This window comes from Nocardioides sp., from assembly GCF_036374615.1.
GTDB lineage: Bacteria > Actinomycetota > Actinomycetes > Propionibacteriales > Nocardioidaceae > Nocardioides.
Genome location: NZ_DASUTK010000133.1, coordinates 1 through 17,148 on the forward strand (window position 1 = coordinate 1; position 17,148 = coordinate 17,148).

Here is a 17,148-nt window from a genome sequence, read left to right on the forward strand (position 1 = left end):
CCAGCTGCACGCCCTCGGGCTCGGCTTGGAGGTCGTCGACATCCGTGGCAACGTGGACACGCGGCTCGGCAAGGTCCGCGACGGTGAGTACGACGCGGTCGTGCTCGCGCGCGCGGGACTGGCCCGGCTCGGCCGACTCGACGAGGCGACAGAGGTGCTCGACCCCCTGCAGCTGCTCCCCGCGCCCGGACAGGGCGCGCTCGCTGTGGAGTGCCGGGCCGACGACAGCGAGCTGGTGGCCGCGCTGGCCACTCTCGAAGACTCACGGACCCGGGCGTCGGTCGACGCCGAACGGGCCGTGCTCGCCACCCTCGAGGGTGGCTGCTCCGCTCCGATCGGAGCCCTGGCCGAGGTGGTCGAGGGCGACGACGGGGAGGAGCTGTGGGTGCGGGCGGTAGCCCTCTCCCACGACGGGGCGCTCGCGGTGCGGAAGTCCGCATCGGGCGACCCGGCCGACGCCGCCGGCGTCGGCGCCGGGCTGGCGCAGGAGATGCTCGCCGACGGGGCAGCAGACCTGGACCAGCCACTGACCAGCACCACATCCGCAGCACCAGCGAAGAGGCAGAACGCATGACGCGAGCCAAGACCACGACCCCCTCGGGGGCCTCGTCCGCCACAGTGTCCTCCGGCACGTCCGCCCCGGGCTGGGTGTCCTTCGTGGGCAGCGGCCCCGGGGATCCCGACCTGCTCACGGTGCGCGCCGTCGACCTGCTTCGGCAGGCGGAGGTGATCGTCACCGAGATGCCCGAGCACGAGCCGATGGCGCGCCGGCTGCTCGGCCTGCCCCAGGCCGACGCCGAGACCGCCGAGCCGCCCGAGACGCCCGGCCCGACCGGGCCGGTGTTCGTCGACGGCGGTTTCGGTGAGGACGGACAGCCGCTGACCCACGCCGCTCGCGCGAAGGTGGTCGTCAAGCACGGCAAGAAGCAGCGCGTCGTGCGGCTCATGGCCGGCGACCCGTTCCTCTACGCGTCCGGACCCGAGGAGGCGCAGGCCTGTGTCAAGGCGGGCGTCGGGTTCGAGATCGTCCCGGGTGTCTCGTCGGTCGGAGCTGTCCCGGCGTACGCCGGCATCCCGCTGACCACCAAGGAGAACCGTGAGGTCACCGTCGTGACCTGCGGAGGCTCCGTCGACTGGGCGCGGTACGCCGACGACCGCACGCTGGTGCTGCTGAGCGCGGTCGGCGCCATCAGCGAGATCGCCGATGCGCTGGTTGACGCGGGTCGGCCTGCGGACACCCCGGTCGCCATGACCCGGGTCGGGACCACGACCGAGCAGAGCACGGTCACCTCCACCCTCGAGCACATCGCCGAGGACGCGCGCGCGGCCCGCATGGAGCCGCCCGCCGTCACCGTGGTGGGCCCGGTCGTCGACCTGCGCGAGACGCTGTCGTGGTTCGAGACCAAGCCGCTGTTCGGGTGGCGGGTGCTGGTGCCTCGCACCAAGGAGCAGGCTGCCTCCCTGACGAACCGGCTGCGCGGTCACGGCGCGGTGCCCGAGGAGGTGCCGACCATCTCGGTCGAGCCGCCCCGCAACCCGCAGCAGATGGACAAGGCCGTCCGCGGCCTGGTCGAGGGCCGCTACGAGTGGATCGCGTTCACCTCGGTCAACGCCGTGCGGGCGGTGCGTGAGAAGTTCGAGGAGTACGGGCTCGACGCGCGGGCGTTCTCCGGTCTGAAGATCGCCGCGGTCGGCGACAAGACCGCCGAGGCGATCGCGGCCTGGGGCCTGCGGGCCGACCTGGTGCCCACCGGTGAGCAGTCCGCCGCCGGGCTGCTGGCCGAGTGGCCGCCGTACGACGACGTCCTCGACCCGATCAACCGGGTGTTCCTGCCTCGCGCCGACATCGCCACCGAGAACCTCGTGGCGGGCCTGATCGACCTGGGCTGGGAGTGCGACGACGTCACGGCGTACCGCACCGTGCGGGCGACGCCGCCGCCGGCGCCCACCCGCGACGCCATCAAGACCGGGAAGTTCGACGCCGTGGTCTTCACGTCGTCCTCGACCGTGCGCAACCTGGTCGGCATCGCCGGCAAGCCGCACCCGTCCACGGTGATCGCCGTGATCGGGCCGGCCACGGCCAAGACCGCCGAGGACCACGGACTGCGGGTGGACGTGATGGCCAGCAAGCCGGACGTCGAGCTGCTCGTGGATGCGCTCGCGGACTTCGGCGCCAGCCGCCGGGCAGCGATGCTGGAGGCCGGGCAGGAGGTCACCAAGCCGTCGGAGCGATCCAGCGCCGCACGCAGGTCCCGCCGCCGCGCGACCGGCTCGAGCTCACGGTGACCTGGTCGTGACCCAGCCCGGCGACCCGCTCAGCCTGCCGCTGGTGCGCCCGCGCCGGCTGCGGACGACGGCTGCGATGCGTCGGCTGGTGGCCGAGACCGCGGTCGCGCCGCGGCAGCTGGTGCTGCCCGTGTTCGTGCGTGAGGGCCTCAGCGAGCCGCGCCCGATCGGGTCGATGCCGGGGGTGGTGCAGCACACGCGCAGCAGCCTGCTGAAGGCGGTGGCCGAGGCGGCCGAGCTCGGGCTCGGCGGGGTCATGCTCTTCGGCATCCCCGCCGAGAAGGACGCGATCGGGACCGGCGCCACCGACCCGTCGGGGATCCTCAACCTCGCCATCACCGACGTGGTGGCCGAGGTCGGCGATGCGCTGACGGTGATGAGCGACCTGTGCCTCGACGAGTTCACCGACCACGGACACTGCGGTGTGCTCGGCACCGACGGCCGGGTCGACAACGACCAGACGCTGCAGCGGTACGCCGAGATGGCACTCGCCCAGGCCGCGGCGGGCATCGACATGGTCGGCCCGAGCGGGATGATGGACGGGCAGGTGCGCGCGGTGCGGGAGGCGCTCGACGCCGCCGGCCACGTCGAGGTCTCGATCCTCGCCTACTCCGCGAAGTACGCCTCGGCCTTCTTCGGCCCCTTCCGTGAGGCGGTGGACTCCTCGCTCGAGGGTGACCGGCGTACCTACCAGCAGGACCCGGCGAACGCGCGCGAGGGCGTCCGCGAGGCGGTGCTCGACGTCGCCGAGGGTGCCGACGTCGTGATGGTCAAGCCCGCCCTCGGCTACCTCGACGTGGTGCGGGCGGTCCGCGACGCGGTCCCGGTCCCGGTCGCGGCGTACAACGTCTCGGGCGAGTACTCCATGCTCGAGGCCGCCGCCGCCCACGGTTGGATCGATCGCGAGGCCGCCATCCTCGAGACCCTCACCTCGATCCACCGAGCCGGCGCCGACGTCATCCTCACCTACTGGGCCTCCGAAGCCGCTCGCCTGATCCGCTGATTCGTGCCTCCGGGGGTTTCGAGGCTCGTCGCTGGCGCTCCTCGCCTCGAACCCCCGGCTCAGACGGTCGTCAGAAGCCGAGGTTGTCCATGCAGGCGTTGAACTCGAGCAGCTGGAGCGGGTTGAGGTCCAGGACGCTGTCGACGCCGCGCTCGGCGAGGCACTGGATGGTGGCCTCCCCCTCGGTGAGGACGTCCTCGACCGGCGGGAGCGGGATGTCGGGGACATCGGCAGGGGTGGGCGTGGTGGTGCCACCGCCGCCACCGCCACCGGGGTTGCCGCCACCGTTGCCGCCGCCACCGCTGCCGCCGTTGCCCGATCCGCCGCTGCCGCCGGGGTCGGAGAGGTTGGAGTCCTTGCCTCCGTCACCCTTGCCGCCGCTGCCCTGCGACGAGCCCGGTCCGGTGGCGGACGGGGTGAAGCTGCCGACGCTCGTGACGCCGTTCGGGACCGAGGTGAAGTCGCCCTCGAGGTAGGCCTTCATGAACGCGAGCACCAGGTCGACGTACTCGTCGCTGTGGTTGTAGCGGTAGACCGCTGCCCGTTGTCCCTTCTCGGTGGACAGGTCGTCCTTCCCGGAGCACAGGTAGACGGCGCTCGCCAGGGCGGCGTCGTCGATGTCCTGCGGGTTGCGCTTGCCGTCGTTGTCGCCGTCGACCCCGACGACCGACCAGGTGGACGGGATGAACTGCATCGGGCCGACCGCGCGGTCCCAGCGCGAATCGGAGTCGTACTGGCCGGCGTCGGTGTCGGAGATCGCCTGGGTGCCGTTCTTGCCGTTGAGGGCGATGCCGTAGATGCCGGGCGTCGCGAGCCCCTCGTCGTCGAGCGTGTTGCCGCCGAACCGGCCGTGGTCGGACTCGACCCGGCCGATCGCCGCAAGCAGCTGCCAGGAGAGGTGGCACGACTTGTCGGCAGCGTTGATGACGGTCTCGGCCCGCTGGTAGGCGGCCAGGGCAGCGGCGGGGATGCCCGAGGCGGACGCCGTGGCGACCGCCCGGTCGAGAGCGCCGTCCACCTCACGGCGTGGGTCGTCCGGGCTGCTGACGCTGGCGGGGACCGCGATCTCCGCGCCGGGCATGGAGGTGCCGTCGGGGAGCGTGGCCGGCCGGTCGGGCTCGGCAGTCGCGCTGGTCACGCCGACACCGGTCAAGGACGCGGTCACCGCCGCAGAGAGCAGCGCGAGCGGCAGCAGTGTCGTGACCTTCTGGAAACGACCGGATCGCGATGCTGCCATGGTTCTCGAACTTCCTGTGGAACGCGTCCCGTAGCCGTGCTCCCTCTGCACGGGGACATCTTCCTCAACGACCCCGGTAGCCCCGAGTTACGCGTCGGTAGGTCCTGCCTCTCCACGGTAACCCGGACCCCCGGGGTCTCGGCCAGCCCCAGGCGTGACAATTCTGTGAACCAGGCGGGCCGCGCCGGACGACCAGCGTTCCCGGTCCCGATTCCTGCCCGTTGGGGTGCCTCCGCGACAATGGGCCGCGTGAGCCCCGACCGCACCACGCCGACCGAACGTTCCGAGGCCCTGATCGGCCGGGCCCGTGCGGTGACCCCGGGCGGCGTGAACTCACCGGTACGCGCGTTCTCGGCGGTCGGTGGCACCCCGCGGTTCATCCGGTCCGCCCGCGGCGCCTGGCTGACCGACGTCGACGGCAACGAGTACGTCGACCTGATCTGCTCGTGGGGCCCGATGCTGCTCGGCCACGCCCACCCGGAGGTGCAGGCGGCCGTCGCCGCAGCGGTCACCCGCGGTACGTCGTTCGGCGCCCCGACCGAGCAGGAGACCGAGCTCGCCGAGGAGATCGTCGCCCGTACGCCGGTCGACATGGTCCGGTTCGTCTCCACCGGCACCGAGGCGACGATGTCGGCGATCCGGCTGGCGCGCGGGTTCACCGGCCGCGACATGGTCGTGAAGTTTGCCGGCTGCTACCACGGGCATGTCGATGCGCTGCTCGCCGCGGCCGGGTCCGGACCCGCGACGCTGGCGATCCCCGGCACCCCGGGCGTGCCCGAGTCCGCGACCTCCCTGACGCTCGTGCTGCCCTACCACGACCGCGCCGCGGTGACCGAGGCGTTCGCCGTCCACGGTGACCGGATCGCCTGCCTGATCACCGAGGCAGCGCCGGGCAACATGGGCGTGATCGAGCCCGAGCCCGGGTTCAACGAGTTCCTGGCTCGCACCTGCCGCGAGCACGGTGCGCTGTTCGTGTCCGACGAGGTGATGACCGGGTTCCGCGCGAGCAAGCACGGGCAGTGGGGGATCGACGGCGCCGTCGAGGGCTGGCGCCCGGACCTGATGACCTTCGGCAAGGTGATGGGCGGCGGGTTCCCGGCTGCGGCGTTCGGCGGCCGCGCCGACGTGATGCGGCAGCTCGCCCCGGAGGGACCGGTCTACCAGGCGGGCACCCTGTCGGGGAACCCGATCGCCACCACCGCCGGGCTCGCGACCCTGCGGCTGGCGGACGACGGCGTCTACGACCACCTCACCAAGACCGGCGAGGTGCTGAAGACGGCCGCGTCCGAGGCCCTCGGCGGGGCAGGGGTGCCGCACGGCATCCAGTCCGCCGGGACGATGTTCTCGGTGTTCTTCACCGACCGACCGGTTCGCGACTTCGCCGACGCCTCGTCCCAGGACGCAGGCGCGTACGCCGCGTTCTTCCACGCGATGCTCGACGCCGGTGTGCATCTGCCGCCCTCGGCGTACGAGGGCTGGTTCCTCTCCTCGGCACACGATGACCGAGCGGTGCAGACGGTGCTCGACGCGCTGCCGGGCGCGGCCCGGGCTGCAGCCGCCGCGGCCGGGGCGTGAGTCGACCATGACCGAGACGATCGTCCACCTGATCCGGCACGGCGAGGTCCACAACCCCTCCGGCGTGCTCTACGGCCGGATGTCGGGCTTCCACCTCTCCGAGCTCGGACGCGCGATGGCGCAGCGGGTCGCGGACGTCGTCGGCGACCGCGACATCACTCACATCGTCGCCTCCCCCCTCGAGCGCGCGCAGGAGACGGCTGCCCCGCTGGCGACAGCCCGCGACCTCGAGGTCGTCGTCGATGAGCGGGTGATCGAGTCCGAGAACAAGTTCGAGGGCGAAGGGTTCGGAGCCGGAGCCAGGACGCTGCTGAACCCCCGCACCTGGCGGTACCTCTGGAACCCGTTCAGGCCGTCGTGGGGTGAGCCGTACGCCGAGATCGCGACCCGGATGATGGCGGCGGTCCACGACGCCCGCGACGCTGCCCGCGGTCACGAGGCCGCGGTCGTGTCGCACCAGCTGCCGATCTGGACGACCCGGCTGCACGTGGAGAAGCGCTCGTACCTGCACGACCCGCGCAAGCGGCAGTGCACGCTCTGCTCGCTCACCAGCCTCCACTTCAGCGACGACCGGCTGACGAAGCTGTCCTACTCCGAGCCTGCGGGCGACCTGATCCCGACGCGTGACAAGCAGTCCCCGTTCTCGGCCGGTGGGGCGCCGGAGGAGAACCGGCCGTGACCAGGACCGTGCTGGCCCTGCTCGCAGGGCTGCTGGTGCTGTCGGGCTGCTCGGGCCTCGACGGCACCGGTGAGAAGGGGTACGTCACCGGCGAGGGGCAGGTGGTGCAGCGCGCGGTGAGCGAGCGCGAGCAGCCGGTCGAGCTCGTCGGTGAGGACCTCGAGGGGCGCACCATCGACCTGCAGGACTTCCGAGGCAAGCCGGTCGTGGTCGTGGTCTGGGGTGCGTGGTGCCCGCCGTGCCGGGAGGAGGTACCCGACGTCGTCGCGGCGGCGGAGGAGCTCGGTGACGCCGCCGCGTTCGTGGGAATCAACCGACGGGACCCGTCACCCGAGACGGCCCAGGCGTTCGTGCGCACCAACGGGATCCCGTACCCGTCGTACTTCTCGCCGGACGGCAAGGAGATGCTCGCGTTCAGGGGAGTCCTCGCCCCCAACTCGATCCCGTCGTTCGTCGTGCTCGACGCCGAGGGCCGCGTGGCGGCGTCGATCCTGGGCAAGCTGCCCTCGAGCACGACCCTCGTGCAAGTGGTCGAGGACGTGCTCGGAGAGACCGCCGATGGGTGAGTGGTTCGAGACCACTGCCGGGTCCGGCTCACTTGCGCTGGCGATCCCGGTGGCCCTGGTCGCCGGGCTGGTGTCCTTCTTCTCCCCGTGCGTGATCCCGTTGCTGCCGGGCTACCTCTCCTACGCCACCGGCCTGTCTGCCGCCGACCTCGAGAGCGCCCGGCGGGGCCGGATGCTCGCGGGCTCGTTGCTCTTCGTGCTCGGCTTCACCGCCGTCTTCGTGGCGCTCGGCAGCGTGTCCGGAGCGCTGGGGGCCTGGCTGATCACCTGGCAGCGGGAGATCACCGTGGTGCTCGGAGTGATGACGATCCTGCTGGGACTCGTCTTCGCAGGCGTCGTGCCGTGGCTGCAGCGAGACGTGCGGGTGCACCGGGTGCCGGCGGTCGGGCTCGCGGCAGCCCCGCTCCTCGGCGTGCTCTTCGGCCTCGGCTGGACGCCGTGCATGGGACCGACCCTGGCGGTGATCTCCACCCTCTCGATCAACGAGGGCACCGCCGCCCGCGGCGCGCTGCTGTCGGTGTTCTACGCCCTCGGACTGGGGCTGCCGTTCGTCATCGCCGCGATCGCCTTCCGAAAGACCCTGGGTGCGTTCGCGGCGATCCGGCGCCACCAGCTGCTGATCATGCGGCTGGGCGGGCTGATGATGGTCGGCGTCGGGCTGCTGCTCGTCACGGGCTGGTGGGCCGAGATCGTGTCGTGGCTGCAGCTGCAGCTGGTCCTCGACTTCGAGACCAGCGTCTGATGGCCGTGGAGACCCGGGAACGACCGGCGGCTCGCCGCCCCGGAGAGCTCACCTTCGTCGAGCTGCTGCGCTGGTGCTGGCGTCAGCTCACCTCGATGCGGACGGCGCTGGTCCTGCTGCTCCTGCTCGCGCTGGCGGCGATCCCCGGCTCGGTGATCCCGCAGGAGGAGGTCGACTCGCTCAAGGCGTCACAGTGGCAGGACGCGCACCCCGACCTGACGCCGGTGTACGAGCGGCTCGGGCTGTTCGACGTGTACGGCACCCCGTGGTTCGCCGCGATCTACCTGCTCCTGACGATCTCGCTGATCGGATGCTTCGTGCCGCGGATCGCGGTGTACGCCAAGGCGCTCCGCTCCCAGCCGCCCGCGACCCCACGCCGTCTCGACCGGTTGCCCGACCATGCGACGTACCGCACCGACGAGACGCCTGACCAGGTGCTCGCGCGCGCCCGCGCCCTGCTCGCAGGCCAGCGGATCCGCCGCACCGACCCGGACGCCGACTCCGTCTCGGCAGAGCGCGGCCAGTTGCGGGAGGCAGGGAACCTGCTGTTCCACGTGTCGGTGCTGGTGGTGATGGCCGGGTTCGCGATCGGCAGCCTGTTCGGCTACCAGGGCGGGATGATCGTCGTGGTGGGCAACGGCATGTCGAACGACCTGACCTCCTACGACGACTTCAACCCGGGCAGTCTGTTCGGTGAGGAGGACCTCGACGACTTCTACCTCGACATCGAGGACTTCGACGTCGAGTGGATGACCTCTGGCCCCGCGCAGGGCCAGGCCCGCAAGTTCGTGTCGCACGTGCGGTACGCCGAGGATGGTGGGGAGCCGGAGGAGTACGACCTGCGCGTCAACCATCCGCTGACGATCGGCGACACCGGCGTCTTCCTGATCGGCCACGGCTACGCCCCCGTCATCACGATCAGGGACGGAAACGGCGACGTGGCCTACAGCGGGCCGACGGTGTTCCTGCCCGAGGACCCGTCGTTCCGCTCGATCGGCGTGGTGAAGGCCCCGGACGCCCGCCCCCAGCAGATCGGGCTCGAGGGCTGGTTCTTCCCGACCTACGCGTTCACAGAGGAGACTGGGCCGTTCTCGGTGTTCGGCGACGCGAAGAACCCGGCGATCTCGATGCAGGCCTACGTCGGTGACCTCGGCATGGACGCGGGACGGTCACAGTCGGTCTACGTGCTGGACAAGTCGGACGTCGAGCTGGTGGAGAGCCCGGACGGGTCGATGTTCCGCGTCGACCTCGCGCTTGGAGACACCGTCGACCTGCCGAACGGTGCCGGCAGCGTGACGTTCGAGGGCCTCGAGCGCTGGAACAAGCTGCAGGTCAGCCAGACACCGGGGCGGTGGCTGACCCTGGTCGGGGTCGTGCTCGCCCTGCTGGGACTGCTGGGCTCGCTGTTCATCCGGCCGCGGCGTACCTGGGTGCGTGCGCGCCGTGACGAGCAGGGTGACACCCTGGTCGAGGTCGCCGTCCTTGCCCGGGCCGGTGGGGACGACGTGAGCACGGTGCTGGCAGACTTGCTCGCGGCCCTGAAGCAGGACGAGCAGGACGAGCAGAACGAGCAGGACGAGCAGCACGAGCGGGAGGAGCCGCGATGACCGACGCCGGCTGGGAGGCCTTGAGCAACCAGGCGGTCGCCGGTGCCGGGGTCCTCTACTTCCTGGCGCTGCTGGCGCTGCTCGCGGAGCTGGTCGTCGCTCGGCGGGTCGCGGAGCCGGCCGACGCCACGGCGTACGAGAGTGGCGCCGCGGGCGGCCTCACGGTCGCGATCGGCCCGGACGCAGAGGCGCCCACGGACGCGGACGATCGACGCCGGGAGGCCTTCTTCGGTCGGCTCGGCCTGCTCCTCACCGGGCTCGCCGTGGTCGTGCACGGGTTCGCGCTGCTCTGCCGCGGCCTCGCGGCCGACCCGAACCGCGTGCCGTGGGGCAACATGTACGAGTTCACGCTCTCCGGCACGTTCTGGATCGCGCTGCTCTTCCTGGTCGCACTCCGCCGCTTCGCGCTGGCCTGGATGGCGCCGGTCGTGGTCGGGGTAGTGCTCTCGCTGCTGATGCTGGCCGTGCTCGTGCTCTATGCGCCGATCGCGCCGCTCACCGAGGCGCTCAACTCGCCGTGGTTGGTGATCCACGTCGTCGCCGCGATCATCGCCACGGCGGCCTTCACGCTCGGTGGCATCTCCTCGGTGCTCTACCTGTTGAAGAGCCGCGAGGGCGCATCGTCGAAGGGCTATCTCGCACGTGTGCCCGCGCCTGCCGACCTCGACCGGCTCTCGTACCGGCTGCACGCGTTCGCGTTCCCGGTGTGGACCTTCGCGGTGCTGATCGCCGGCCCGATCTGGGCCTACGAAGCGTGGAGCCGCTACTGGGGCTGGGACCCCAAGGAGGTCTGGGCCCTCATCACCTGGGTCGTCTACGCCGCGTACCTGCACGCCCGGGCCACAGCGGGCTGGCGGGGGCGCAAGGCGGCGTGGCTGGCGATCGTGGGCGTCGCGACGCTGTGGTTCAACTTCGTCGGGATCAACTACTTCTCCTCGACGAGCCAGCACGCCTACGCCGCGCCCGCCTCACATCACGCCAGCCCCGAGGTCGGGAACCTCCTGGGCGAATCTCGCACCTAGCGCGGGAGGTTTCGCCCGCCAGGTGCGGGTTTCCCCGCTCAGGCGGGGAAGCCGGCGTCGACAGCAGCGACGTCGCTAGTTGAGTCCGCTGAGGAAGTCCGGGTCGTCGTCGGGCCCGATCGGGCGCTGCGGCGGGCGCGTCGGGCGCGGGGGCCTGCGTACGCCCCGTCGCTCGATCACCCGGATGGTGAAGTAGATCGCGACCGCGATCAGCGCCACCAGCAGCACGAACTTCATGCCCTCAGGATAGGCGGCGCCTGGTCACCACCTACCCTGGCCCGGTGAAGGAGTTCTGGGTCTACACCGGACTGCGGTTGCTGATCTTCGTGGGGACGCTCGCCGTGGTCTTCGGGGTCTGGCTGCTGGCCTCCGACCAGGTGCCGGTGCTGTGGGCGGTAGTGGTCGCCTTCGCGATCTCCGGCGTCGCGTCGTACTTCCTGCTCGACCGTTCCCGCGAGGCGTTCGCCCGGAAGGTGCAGGCCCGGGCCGAGCGCGCGTCGGCAGCCCTCGAGGCGCAACGGTCGAAGGAGGACTCCGACGACGAGACGCCGTGACCGGCGTCGGGCGTCAGTCGCGCTTCCGGTTGAGCTGACGGTTGACACGCGACTCCGACTGGCCGAGCAGCTTGGCCATCAGAGGGACGCGGTTCTTCCAGGCGAGGTAACCGCCGACGACCAGCACGATCAGGATCAACCAACCCATGCCGCCACTGTACGCCGGACTAGAAACCCAGCAGGTTGAACGGCTGGGTCGGCAGGGTCGCCATCGCGACCAACCGGTCGACCGCCGCCCGGTCCCCGGTGATCCGGCCCGTGTCGCGCAGGCCTGACGCCGGCACGCCTCCGAGGTAGAGCGACCCGAGGGTCTCCGCGCTGAGCGCGACCTCGGCGCGGTCGTCGGACCGGGAGACGTCCGCCACGCCGTCCTTGGCCAGCAGCCGGTAGCGCCCCGACGCGTGCCCCTGGGCGTCGGTCACCTCGAGCACCAGGTCACCGTCGGCGGCCCACGGCCGCGCGCCCAGCGCCATCGGCACGTCGAGCAGGCGCACCCAGAGGAAGTCCTCCATCGCGGTGGTCTTGAACGCGCCGAGGTCGGCGAGCGCCCAGCGCACCGGGTCGGCGGGGTCGGCCGCGTGCCAGACGACGCGCTCGACCAGGTCGATGCCGGCCAGGAACCGCCACAGCCCGAGGTACGCGTCGGCACCGAAGCCGAGCAGACACACGACCCGGGCGAGCCGCTTGCCGTCCTCCTTCTCGACCCGGTAGAGGACCATCCCGTCGACCTCGGCGTCCTCCTCGGTCAGGTGGACCGCCGCGCGCAGCTTGGCGTCGGGGCTGCGCTCCATCCAGTGGTACCGGCCGGTGTAGATGTCCTCGTAGAACCCCGGGGTGGCGACCGAGCCGCGGTGCTCGCGGTGGTGCCGGTCGAGCAGGCGACTGATCAGCGGCCAGGAGTCGCGCGGGTCGACCATCTCGACCCGGCCGGCCGGCTCGATGCCCGGGCGCAGCCCGAACCGCGGCCCGGTGTCCACCTCGACGTGCTCGCCGAACGTCGCCACCCCGAAGCCCCAGCGGCCGTAGATCGTGGTCTCCGAGACCGTGAGCGCGGCCAGCGGGATGCCCCGTGCGGCCGCGTCGGAGAGGCAGTCCTCCATGAGGGTGCGGATCAGGCCACGCCGACGGTGGGCCGGATTGGTGGTCACGTCGGTGATCATCCGCAGCGGGAGCAGGTCGCGGCCGGTGTTGAGGGTCTTGTCGAACCACGAGGTGGTGGCGACCGGAACCGGTCCGGCGCCGAAGGCTCCCTCTGGCAGCCAGACGCCACGGCACTCGACGTCGTCCGCCTCGACGTGGCGGAGCCACACGTCCACCTGCTCCTGCGGCGGCCGGCCCTGGTGGAAGCCCTGCGACACCGCCTGCATCCAGGCGGCCCTGCGCTCCCGGCCGGCCTCCGACTCGTCGGAGAAGTCGAGGGCGGCGTACTCGTAGTCCACGAGGATCGACCGTAGTCGACGGCACCGCACGCGTCGCGTGGTTATCGACCGAGCTGCAGGCCGGCGGCGAGCAGCACCGCCCAGGCGAGGGTGGCGAGTCCCGTCTGGCCCAGGGCGGGGACCAGCTGCGGCCCGCGAGCGCCGCCGGCGACCGCGCGGACGGCGGGCACGGCCGGCAGCAGGAAGCCCATCGTCAGCAGGGCGCCCCACGTGGTCGCGGCCGCGACTGCGACCGCGGCGACCACGGCGACACCGAGCAGCAGCACGTACAGGCCGCGAGTGCGCGGCTCGCCGAGCAGGACTGCAAGGGTGCGCTTGCCCGCCTCAGTGTCGGTCGGGATGTCGCGCAGGTTGTTGACCACCAGGATCGCCGTGGTGATCGCGCCGATCGCGACGCCCGCCCAGACCGGCGCGGCGGTGACCTGTTCGGCCTGCACCCCGTAGGTGCCGACGACCGCGACCGGTCCGAAGAACACGAAGACCATGACCTCGCCGAGGCCGCGGTAGCCGTACGGGCGCGAGCCGCCGGTGTAGAACCACGCCGCGACCACGCAGACGGCACCGATCGCGACCAGCCACCAGGCCGTGGTCGCGGCGAGCACGAGGCCGGCCGCCGCCGCGACGCCGAACGCCGCGAAGGCGGCCGCCTTGACCGAGCCCGGTGACGCGCGCCCGGAGCCGACCAGTCTCATCGGCCCCACGCGCTCGTCGTCGGTGCCGCGGACCCCGTCGGAGTAGTCGTTGGCGAAGTTGACGCCCACCTGCAGCGCGAGGCTCACCACGAGCGCGAGCAGCGCCTTCCACCACACGAGTGCGCCGTCGTACGCCGCGAGCGCGGTGCCCGCCAGGACCGGCGACACCGCAGCCGGCAGCGTGCGCGGCCGGGCTCCGGCGATCCAGTCGGACAGGGGAGGCATGCGGGGGATTCAAGCAGGTGGACGAGGAGGCTGGGGCTGGTGGACGAGCACTAGCATCGTCGGGTGGCAGTGAGCGAGTCGTCGGAGGCCGACTTCTGGGCGGACTTCGACGAACGGCACCGCGAACCGCGCCACACGTTCATCCGCACCGAGGCGGGCAGCGCCGGGCTGCTGGTAGCGGTCTCGCTGCTGGCCCTGGTGTGGGCCAACTCGCCGCTGTCGGTCTACTACGTCGACTTCTGGCACTCCGAGCTCTCGGTGACGCTGGCCGGGAGCGGCGTCACGATGAGCCTGCACGAGTGGGTCAACGACGGCCTGATGGTCGTGTTCTTCTTCGTCATCGGTCTCGAGGTACGACGCGAGTTCTCGGTCGGCGAGCTGACCGAGCGGAGCAGCCTGGCAGTGCCGGTCGCCGCGGGAGTCGGCGGGATGATCGTCCCGGCGCTGCTCTACCTGGCGCTCAACCCGGGCGGTGACGCCGCGGCCGGGTGGGGCATCGTGATCGGCACCGACACGGCGTTCCTGCTCGGGATGCTGGCCCTGGTCGGGCCTGCGGTCTCGACCCAGCTGCGGATCTTCCTGCTCACCCTCACGGTCATCGACGACATCGTCGCGGTGTCGGTGATCGGCGTCGTCTACTCCGACGAGATCGACCTGGTCGCACTCGGTGTCGCGACCGGGTGCCTGCTCGTCCTCGCCGGGCTGGCCCGCTTCGGCGTCTGGCGGGCCTCGCCGTACGTCGCAGTGGTCGTGGTGCTGTGGATCGCGACTCTCCAGTCGGGTCTGCACGCCGCCATCGCCGGCATGATCTCCGGCCTGCTGGTCCCGGCGATCGACCCGGACCGAGTGCAGGTCGAGTCGGCGGCCAGACAGTTCCGTGCGTTCCGGCAGTCGCCACTGCCGACGCTCCAGCGCAGCGCCCGCCAACAGCTCAACCGCGCGATCTCGGTCAACGAGCGGCTGCAGGAGGTGCTGCACGGCTGGACGAGCTACGTGATCGTCCCGGTGTTCGCCCTCGCGAACGCAGGCGTGGACCTCCGTGGCGGACTCCTCGGCGAGGCGCTCACCTCGGCCATCACGTGGGGCGTGGTGGTCGGTCTGGTCGTGGGCAAGCTGGTCGGGATCGCGGTCGGCTCTCTCGGCGCGATCCGGCTGGGCTGGGGCACGCTGCCGCAGGGGGTGGGGTCGGGTCACGTCTGGGCCGGGGCTGCGCTGTCGGGGATCGGGTTCACGGTCTCGCTGCTGATCGCCTCACTCGCGTTCCCTGACGACCAGATGCAGGACGAGGCGACGGTGGGGGTGCTGCTGGCGGCGGTGCTCGCGTCCGGGGTCGGCTGGGTGCTGTTCCGGGTGGCCGCCAAGCACGGCCAGGGCGACGCCGCACTGCCGGTGGTCCTGAGCGAGCCGGTCGACCCGGCCGTCGACCACATCAAGGGCGATCCCGACGGCGAGCTCACCCTGGTCGAATACCTCGACTACGAGTGCCCGTTCTGCGCGCGGGCGACCGGGGCGCTGGAGGAGGTCTACGCCCACTTCGGGAGGCGGCTGCGGTACGTCCCCCGCCATCTCCCGTTGTCGGTCCACCCCCACGCCGAGCTGGCCGGTCTGGCCGTGGAGGCAGCCGCCCGGCAGGGCAGGTTCTGGGAGATGCACAACCTGCTGTTCACGCGGCAGGACAGGCTCGAGATGGACGACCTGGTCGGGTACGCGGCCGAGCTCGGTCTCGACCCCGAGCAGTTCGTGGCAGATCTCGGCGACGAGGCGCTGCTCGAAAGGCTGCGTCGCGACGTCCTGAGCGCCGAGGACAGCGGCGTCCGCGGGACACCGACGTTCTTCATCGGCGACCGCCGCCACATCGGCCCGTTCGACGCGGTCACCCTGATCGACGTGCTCGAGCAGGCGGGCTCGCGGCTGTCGGGCTGACGCCTGCGGCGAAAACCAGTCGCGCCGCGGATCGTCGGCGGCTTAGGGTGCCCGCAACCGAGTGATCCCCGGAAGGAGGGGCGACGATGCGAGCGACTCACGCGTCCGCCCTGCCCACCTTCCACACGAACGGGATCACGCGTGACTCGCACCCTGAACCTGGGCGTCCTCGCCCACGTCGACGCCGGTAAGACAACCCTGACCGAGCGGCTCCTGCACTGTGCGGGGGTCCTCGACGAACCGGGGTCGGTCGACTCCGGCACAACCCTCACCGACAGCCTCGATCTCGAGCGCCGGCGCGGGATCACCATCAAGGCTGCCGTGGTGTCCTTCCCGCTCGCGGGCGGGACGATCAACGTCATCGACACACCCGGCCACCCCGACTTCATCGCCGAGGTCGAGCGCACGCTCGGCGTGCTCGACGCCGCGGTGCTGGTGCTGTCGGCCGTGGAGGGCGTGCAGCCGCAGACCAGGATCCTGTTCCGGACGCTGCAGCGGCTCGACGTACCGACTCTGCTGTTCGTCAACAAGGTCGACAGGTCCGGTGCCTCGCTGGACCGGGCGCTGTCGGCGATCAGGTCGCGGTTGTGCACAGACCTGCTGCCGATGGGGGTCGTCGCCGACGCCGGCTCCCGGATGGCGCGGTTCGTTCCCCACCGCGCGGACGATCCGGTCTTCCGCGAGCGGGAGGCGGTGGCGCTGGCCGAGCACGACGAGGGGCTGTTGGCGGCGTACGTCGAGGGCCGGCCGCCCTCACCCGCCGAGCTGGGACGCCGGCTGCTCGTCCAGACCCGCGCGGGTGTGCTGCACCCGGTGTACGCCGGTTGCGCGATCACCGGCGCCGGGGTGCCGGAGCTGATGGCGGGGATCGCACAGCTGCTCCCGGAATCGGCGCCGCGCTCCGACGGCGCCGCCTCCGGCCGGGTGTTCAAGGTCGAGCGAGGGCGTGCGGCCGAGAAGCTGGCGTACATCCGGATGTTCGACGGCGAGCTCCGGGTGCGGCAGCGGATCGATCTCCCCGGAGGCCGGGTCGGCAAGGTCGGCGGTCTGGCGGTCCACGACGCGGGTGCATGGGTGCCGGTCGACCAGCTGGCGGCCGGACAGGTGGGCCGGGTCAGCGGACTCGTTGCGGTCCGGGTCGGCGACGGGTTCGGCACCGCGACCAGGGCCGAAGCCCACCACTTCCCACCGCCCACCCTGGAGGCGTCGGTGACCGCGGTGGATCCGGCCCAGGGTCCCGCCCTGCGAGCAGCGCTGGAACAGCTGGCGGACCAGGACCCGCTGATCGACGTCCGCGCCGACGACGACGGGCGCGCCACGGTGTCGCTCTACGGGCGGGTTCAGCAGGAGGTGATCGGCGCGACGCTGGCCGACGAGCACGGAGTCGAGGTGAGGTTCGCCGACGCCGCGGTGCTCCATGTGGAACGGCCGCGGCGCGCAGGTCAGGCGGTGTTGCGACTCAACACCGACGAGAACCCGTACCAGGCGACGATCGGGCTCCGGATCGCGCCGGGTCGGCCCGGGTCGGGCTTCCGGTTCGTCGTCGACGCGCCGGCCCGCGACATGCCGCTGTACCTGTTCGAGAGCGCCGAGAGGTT

Annotated in this window: 16 protein-coding genes and 1 pseudogene; 12 read left to right on the forward strand and 5 right to left on the reverse strand. The window is 71.7% G+C overall.

All coding sequences use genetic code 11. The annotated features are described in order from the left end of the window. The 3 genes and pseudogenes from VFZ39_RS10695 to hemB form a co-directional block, all read left to right on the forward strand. A pseudogene (locus tag VFZ39_RS10695) lies at positions 1 to 574 on the forward strand (hydroxymethylbilane synthase); the annotation flags it as partial. Further along, positions 571 to 2,286 carry a uroporphyrinogen-III synthase gene (locus VFZ39_RS10700; RefSeq protein WP_330865736.1) on the forward strand — a complete coding sequence of 572 codons (1,716 nt, stop codon included), beginning with the start codon at positions 571 to 573 and terminating at the stop codon, positions 2,284 to 2,286. The pseudogene VFZ39_RS10695 and the gene VFZ39_RS10700, both read left to right, overlap by 4 nt. 7 nt (positions 2,287 to 2,293) lie before the next feature. Beyond that, the gene (gene hemB, locus VFZ39_RS10705; protein ID WP_330865737.1) at positions 2,294 to 3,289 is read left to right on the forward strand and encodes a porphobilinogen synthase; all 996 of its coding nucleotides are present in this window, start codon (positions 2,294 to 2,296) and stop codon (positions 3,287 to 3,289) included. Positions 3,290 to 3,359: 70 nt separating this feature from the next. Here the strand turns inward: hemB and VFZ39_RS10710 are convergent, their stop codons facing one another. Next, positions 3,360 to 4,526, reverse strand: a complete 1,167-nt coding sequence (locus VFZ39_RS10710) for a lytic transglycosylase domain-containing protein (RefSeq protein WP_330865738.1) — start codon at positions 4,524 to 4,526, stop codon at positions 3,360 to 3,362. A 249-nt stretch (positions 4,527 to 4,775) separates the two neighbouring features. On the opposite strand from VFZ39_RS10710, the gene hemL reads away from it, so the two are divergent. From hemL to ccsB, 6 genes are read left to right on the forward strand one after another with little or no spacing between them, the layout of a single operon-like run. Beyond that, the gene (hemL, locus tag VFZ39_RS10715; protein ID WP_330865739.1) at positions 4,776 to 6,101 is read left to right on the forward strand and encodes a glutamate-1-semialdehyde 2,1-aminomutase; all 1,326 of its coding nucleotides are present in this window, start codon (positions 4,776 to 4,778) and stop codon (positions 6,099 to 6,101) included. A gap of 7 nt (positions 6,102 to 6,108) precedes the next feature. After that, entirely contained in the window at positions 6,109 to 6,780 is a 672-nt protein-coding gene (locus VFZ39_RS10720) for a histidine phosphatase family protein (protein WP_330865740.1), read from the forward strand. Beyond that, complete coding sequence (locus VFZ39_RS10725; RefSeq protein ID WP_330865741.1) at positions 6,777 to 7,346, forward strand: TlpA disulfide reductase family protein; 570 nt, start codon at positions 6,777 to 6,779, stop codon at positions 7,344 to 7,346. Before VFZ39_RS10720 ends, VFZ39_RS10725 begins: the two co-directional genes overlap by 4 nt. Continuing rightward, positions 7,339 to 8,088: a cytochrome c biogenesis CcdA family protein gene (locus tag VFZ39_RS10730; protein WP_330865742.1), complete on the forward strand. Its 750-nt coding sequence runs from the start codon at positions 7,339 to 7,341 to the stop codon at positions 8,086 to 8,088. Before VFZ39_RS10725 ends, VFZ39_RS10730 begins: the two co-directional genes overlap by 8 nt. Next, positions 8,088 to 9,695, forward strand: coding sequence for a cytochrome c biogenesis protein ResB (gene resB / locus VFZ39_RS10735; protein WP_330865743.1), 1,608 nt, complete (start codon positions 8,088 to 8,090; stop codon positions 9,693 to 9,695). Before VFZ39_RS10730 ends, resB begins: the two co-directional genes overlap by 1 nt. Continuing rightward, complete coding sequence (gene ccsB / locus VFZ39_RS10740; protein WP_330865744.1) at positions 9,692 to 10,717, forward strand: c-type cytochrome biogenesis protein CcsB; 1,026 nt, start codon at positions 9,692 to 9,694, stop codon at positions 10,715 to 10,717. Before resB ends, ccsB begins: the two co-directional genes overlap by 4 nt. A 75-nt stretch (positions 10,718 to 10,792) precedes the next feature. Here ccsB and VFZ39_RS10745 read toward each other — a convergent pair whose 3' ends face one another. Then, on the reverse strand, positions 10,793 to 10,954 hold the full coding sequence (locus tag VFZ39_RS10745) for a hypothetical protein (protein ID WP_330865745.1): 162 nt from the start codon (positions 10,952 to 10,954) through the stop codon (positions 10,793 to 10,795). A gap of 44 nt (positions 10,955 to 10,998) precedes the next feature. On the opposite strand from VFZ39_RS10745, the gene VFZ39_RS10750 reads away from it, so the two are divergent. Then, positions 10,999 to 11,271 carry a DUF4229 domain-containing protein gene (locus VFZ39_RS10750; protein ID WP_330865746.1) on the forward strand — a complete coding sequence of 91 codons (273 nt, stop codon included), beginning with the start codon at positions 10,999 to 11,001 and terminating at the stop codon, positions 11,269 to 11,271. 13 nt (positions 11,272 to 11,284) lie between these two features. Here VFZ39_RS10750 and VFZ39_RS10755 read toward each other — a convergent pair whose 3' ends face one another. Genes VFZ39_RS10755 through VFZ39_RS10765 form a run of 3 tightly spaced genes read right to left on the reverse strand, consistent with a single transcriptional unit; the run spans position 11,285 to position 13,627 of the window. After that, positions 11,285 to 11,419 (reverse strand): hypothetical protein, encoded by a 135-nt coding sequence (locus VFZ39_RS10755; protein WP_330865747.1) that lies wholly within the window; start codon positions 11,417 to 11,419, stop codon positions 11,285 to 11,287. Between the two features lie 19 nt (positions 11,420 to 11,438). After that, a complete protein-coding gene (locus VFZ39_RS10760; RefSeq protein ID WP_330865748.1) occupies positions 11,439 to 12,710 on the reverse strand; it encodes a GNAT family N-acetyltransferase in 1,272 nt (423 codons plus the stop codon). A 41-nt stretch (positions 12,711 to 12,751) separates the two neighbouring features. Beyond that, complete coding sequence (locus VFZ39_RS10765) at positions 12,752 to 13,627, reverse strand: 1,4-dihydroxy-2-naphthoate polyprenyltransferase (protein WP_330865749.1); 876 nt, start codon at positions 13,625 to 13,627, stop codon at positions 12,752 to 12,754. A gap of 63 nt (positions 13,628 to 13,690) precedes the next feature. Here VFZ39_RS10765 and nhaA point away from each other — a divergent pair, with 63 nt between their 5' ends. Next, complete coding sequence (nhaA, locus tag VFZ39_RS10770; RefSeq protein ID WP_330865750.1) at positions 13,691 to 15,550, forward strand: Na+/H+ antiporter NhaA; 1,860 nt, start codon at positions 13,691 to 13,693, stop codon at positions 15,548 to 15,550. Between the two features lie 141 nt (positions 15,551 to 15,691). Further along, a partial coding sequence (locus VFZ39_RS10775; protein ID WP_330865751.1) for a GTP-binding protein occupies positions 15,692 to 17,148 on the forward strand: 1,457 nt, incomplete at its 3' end.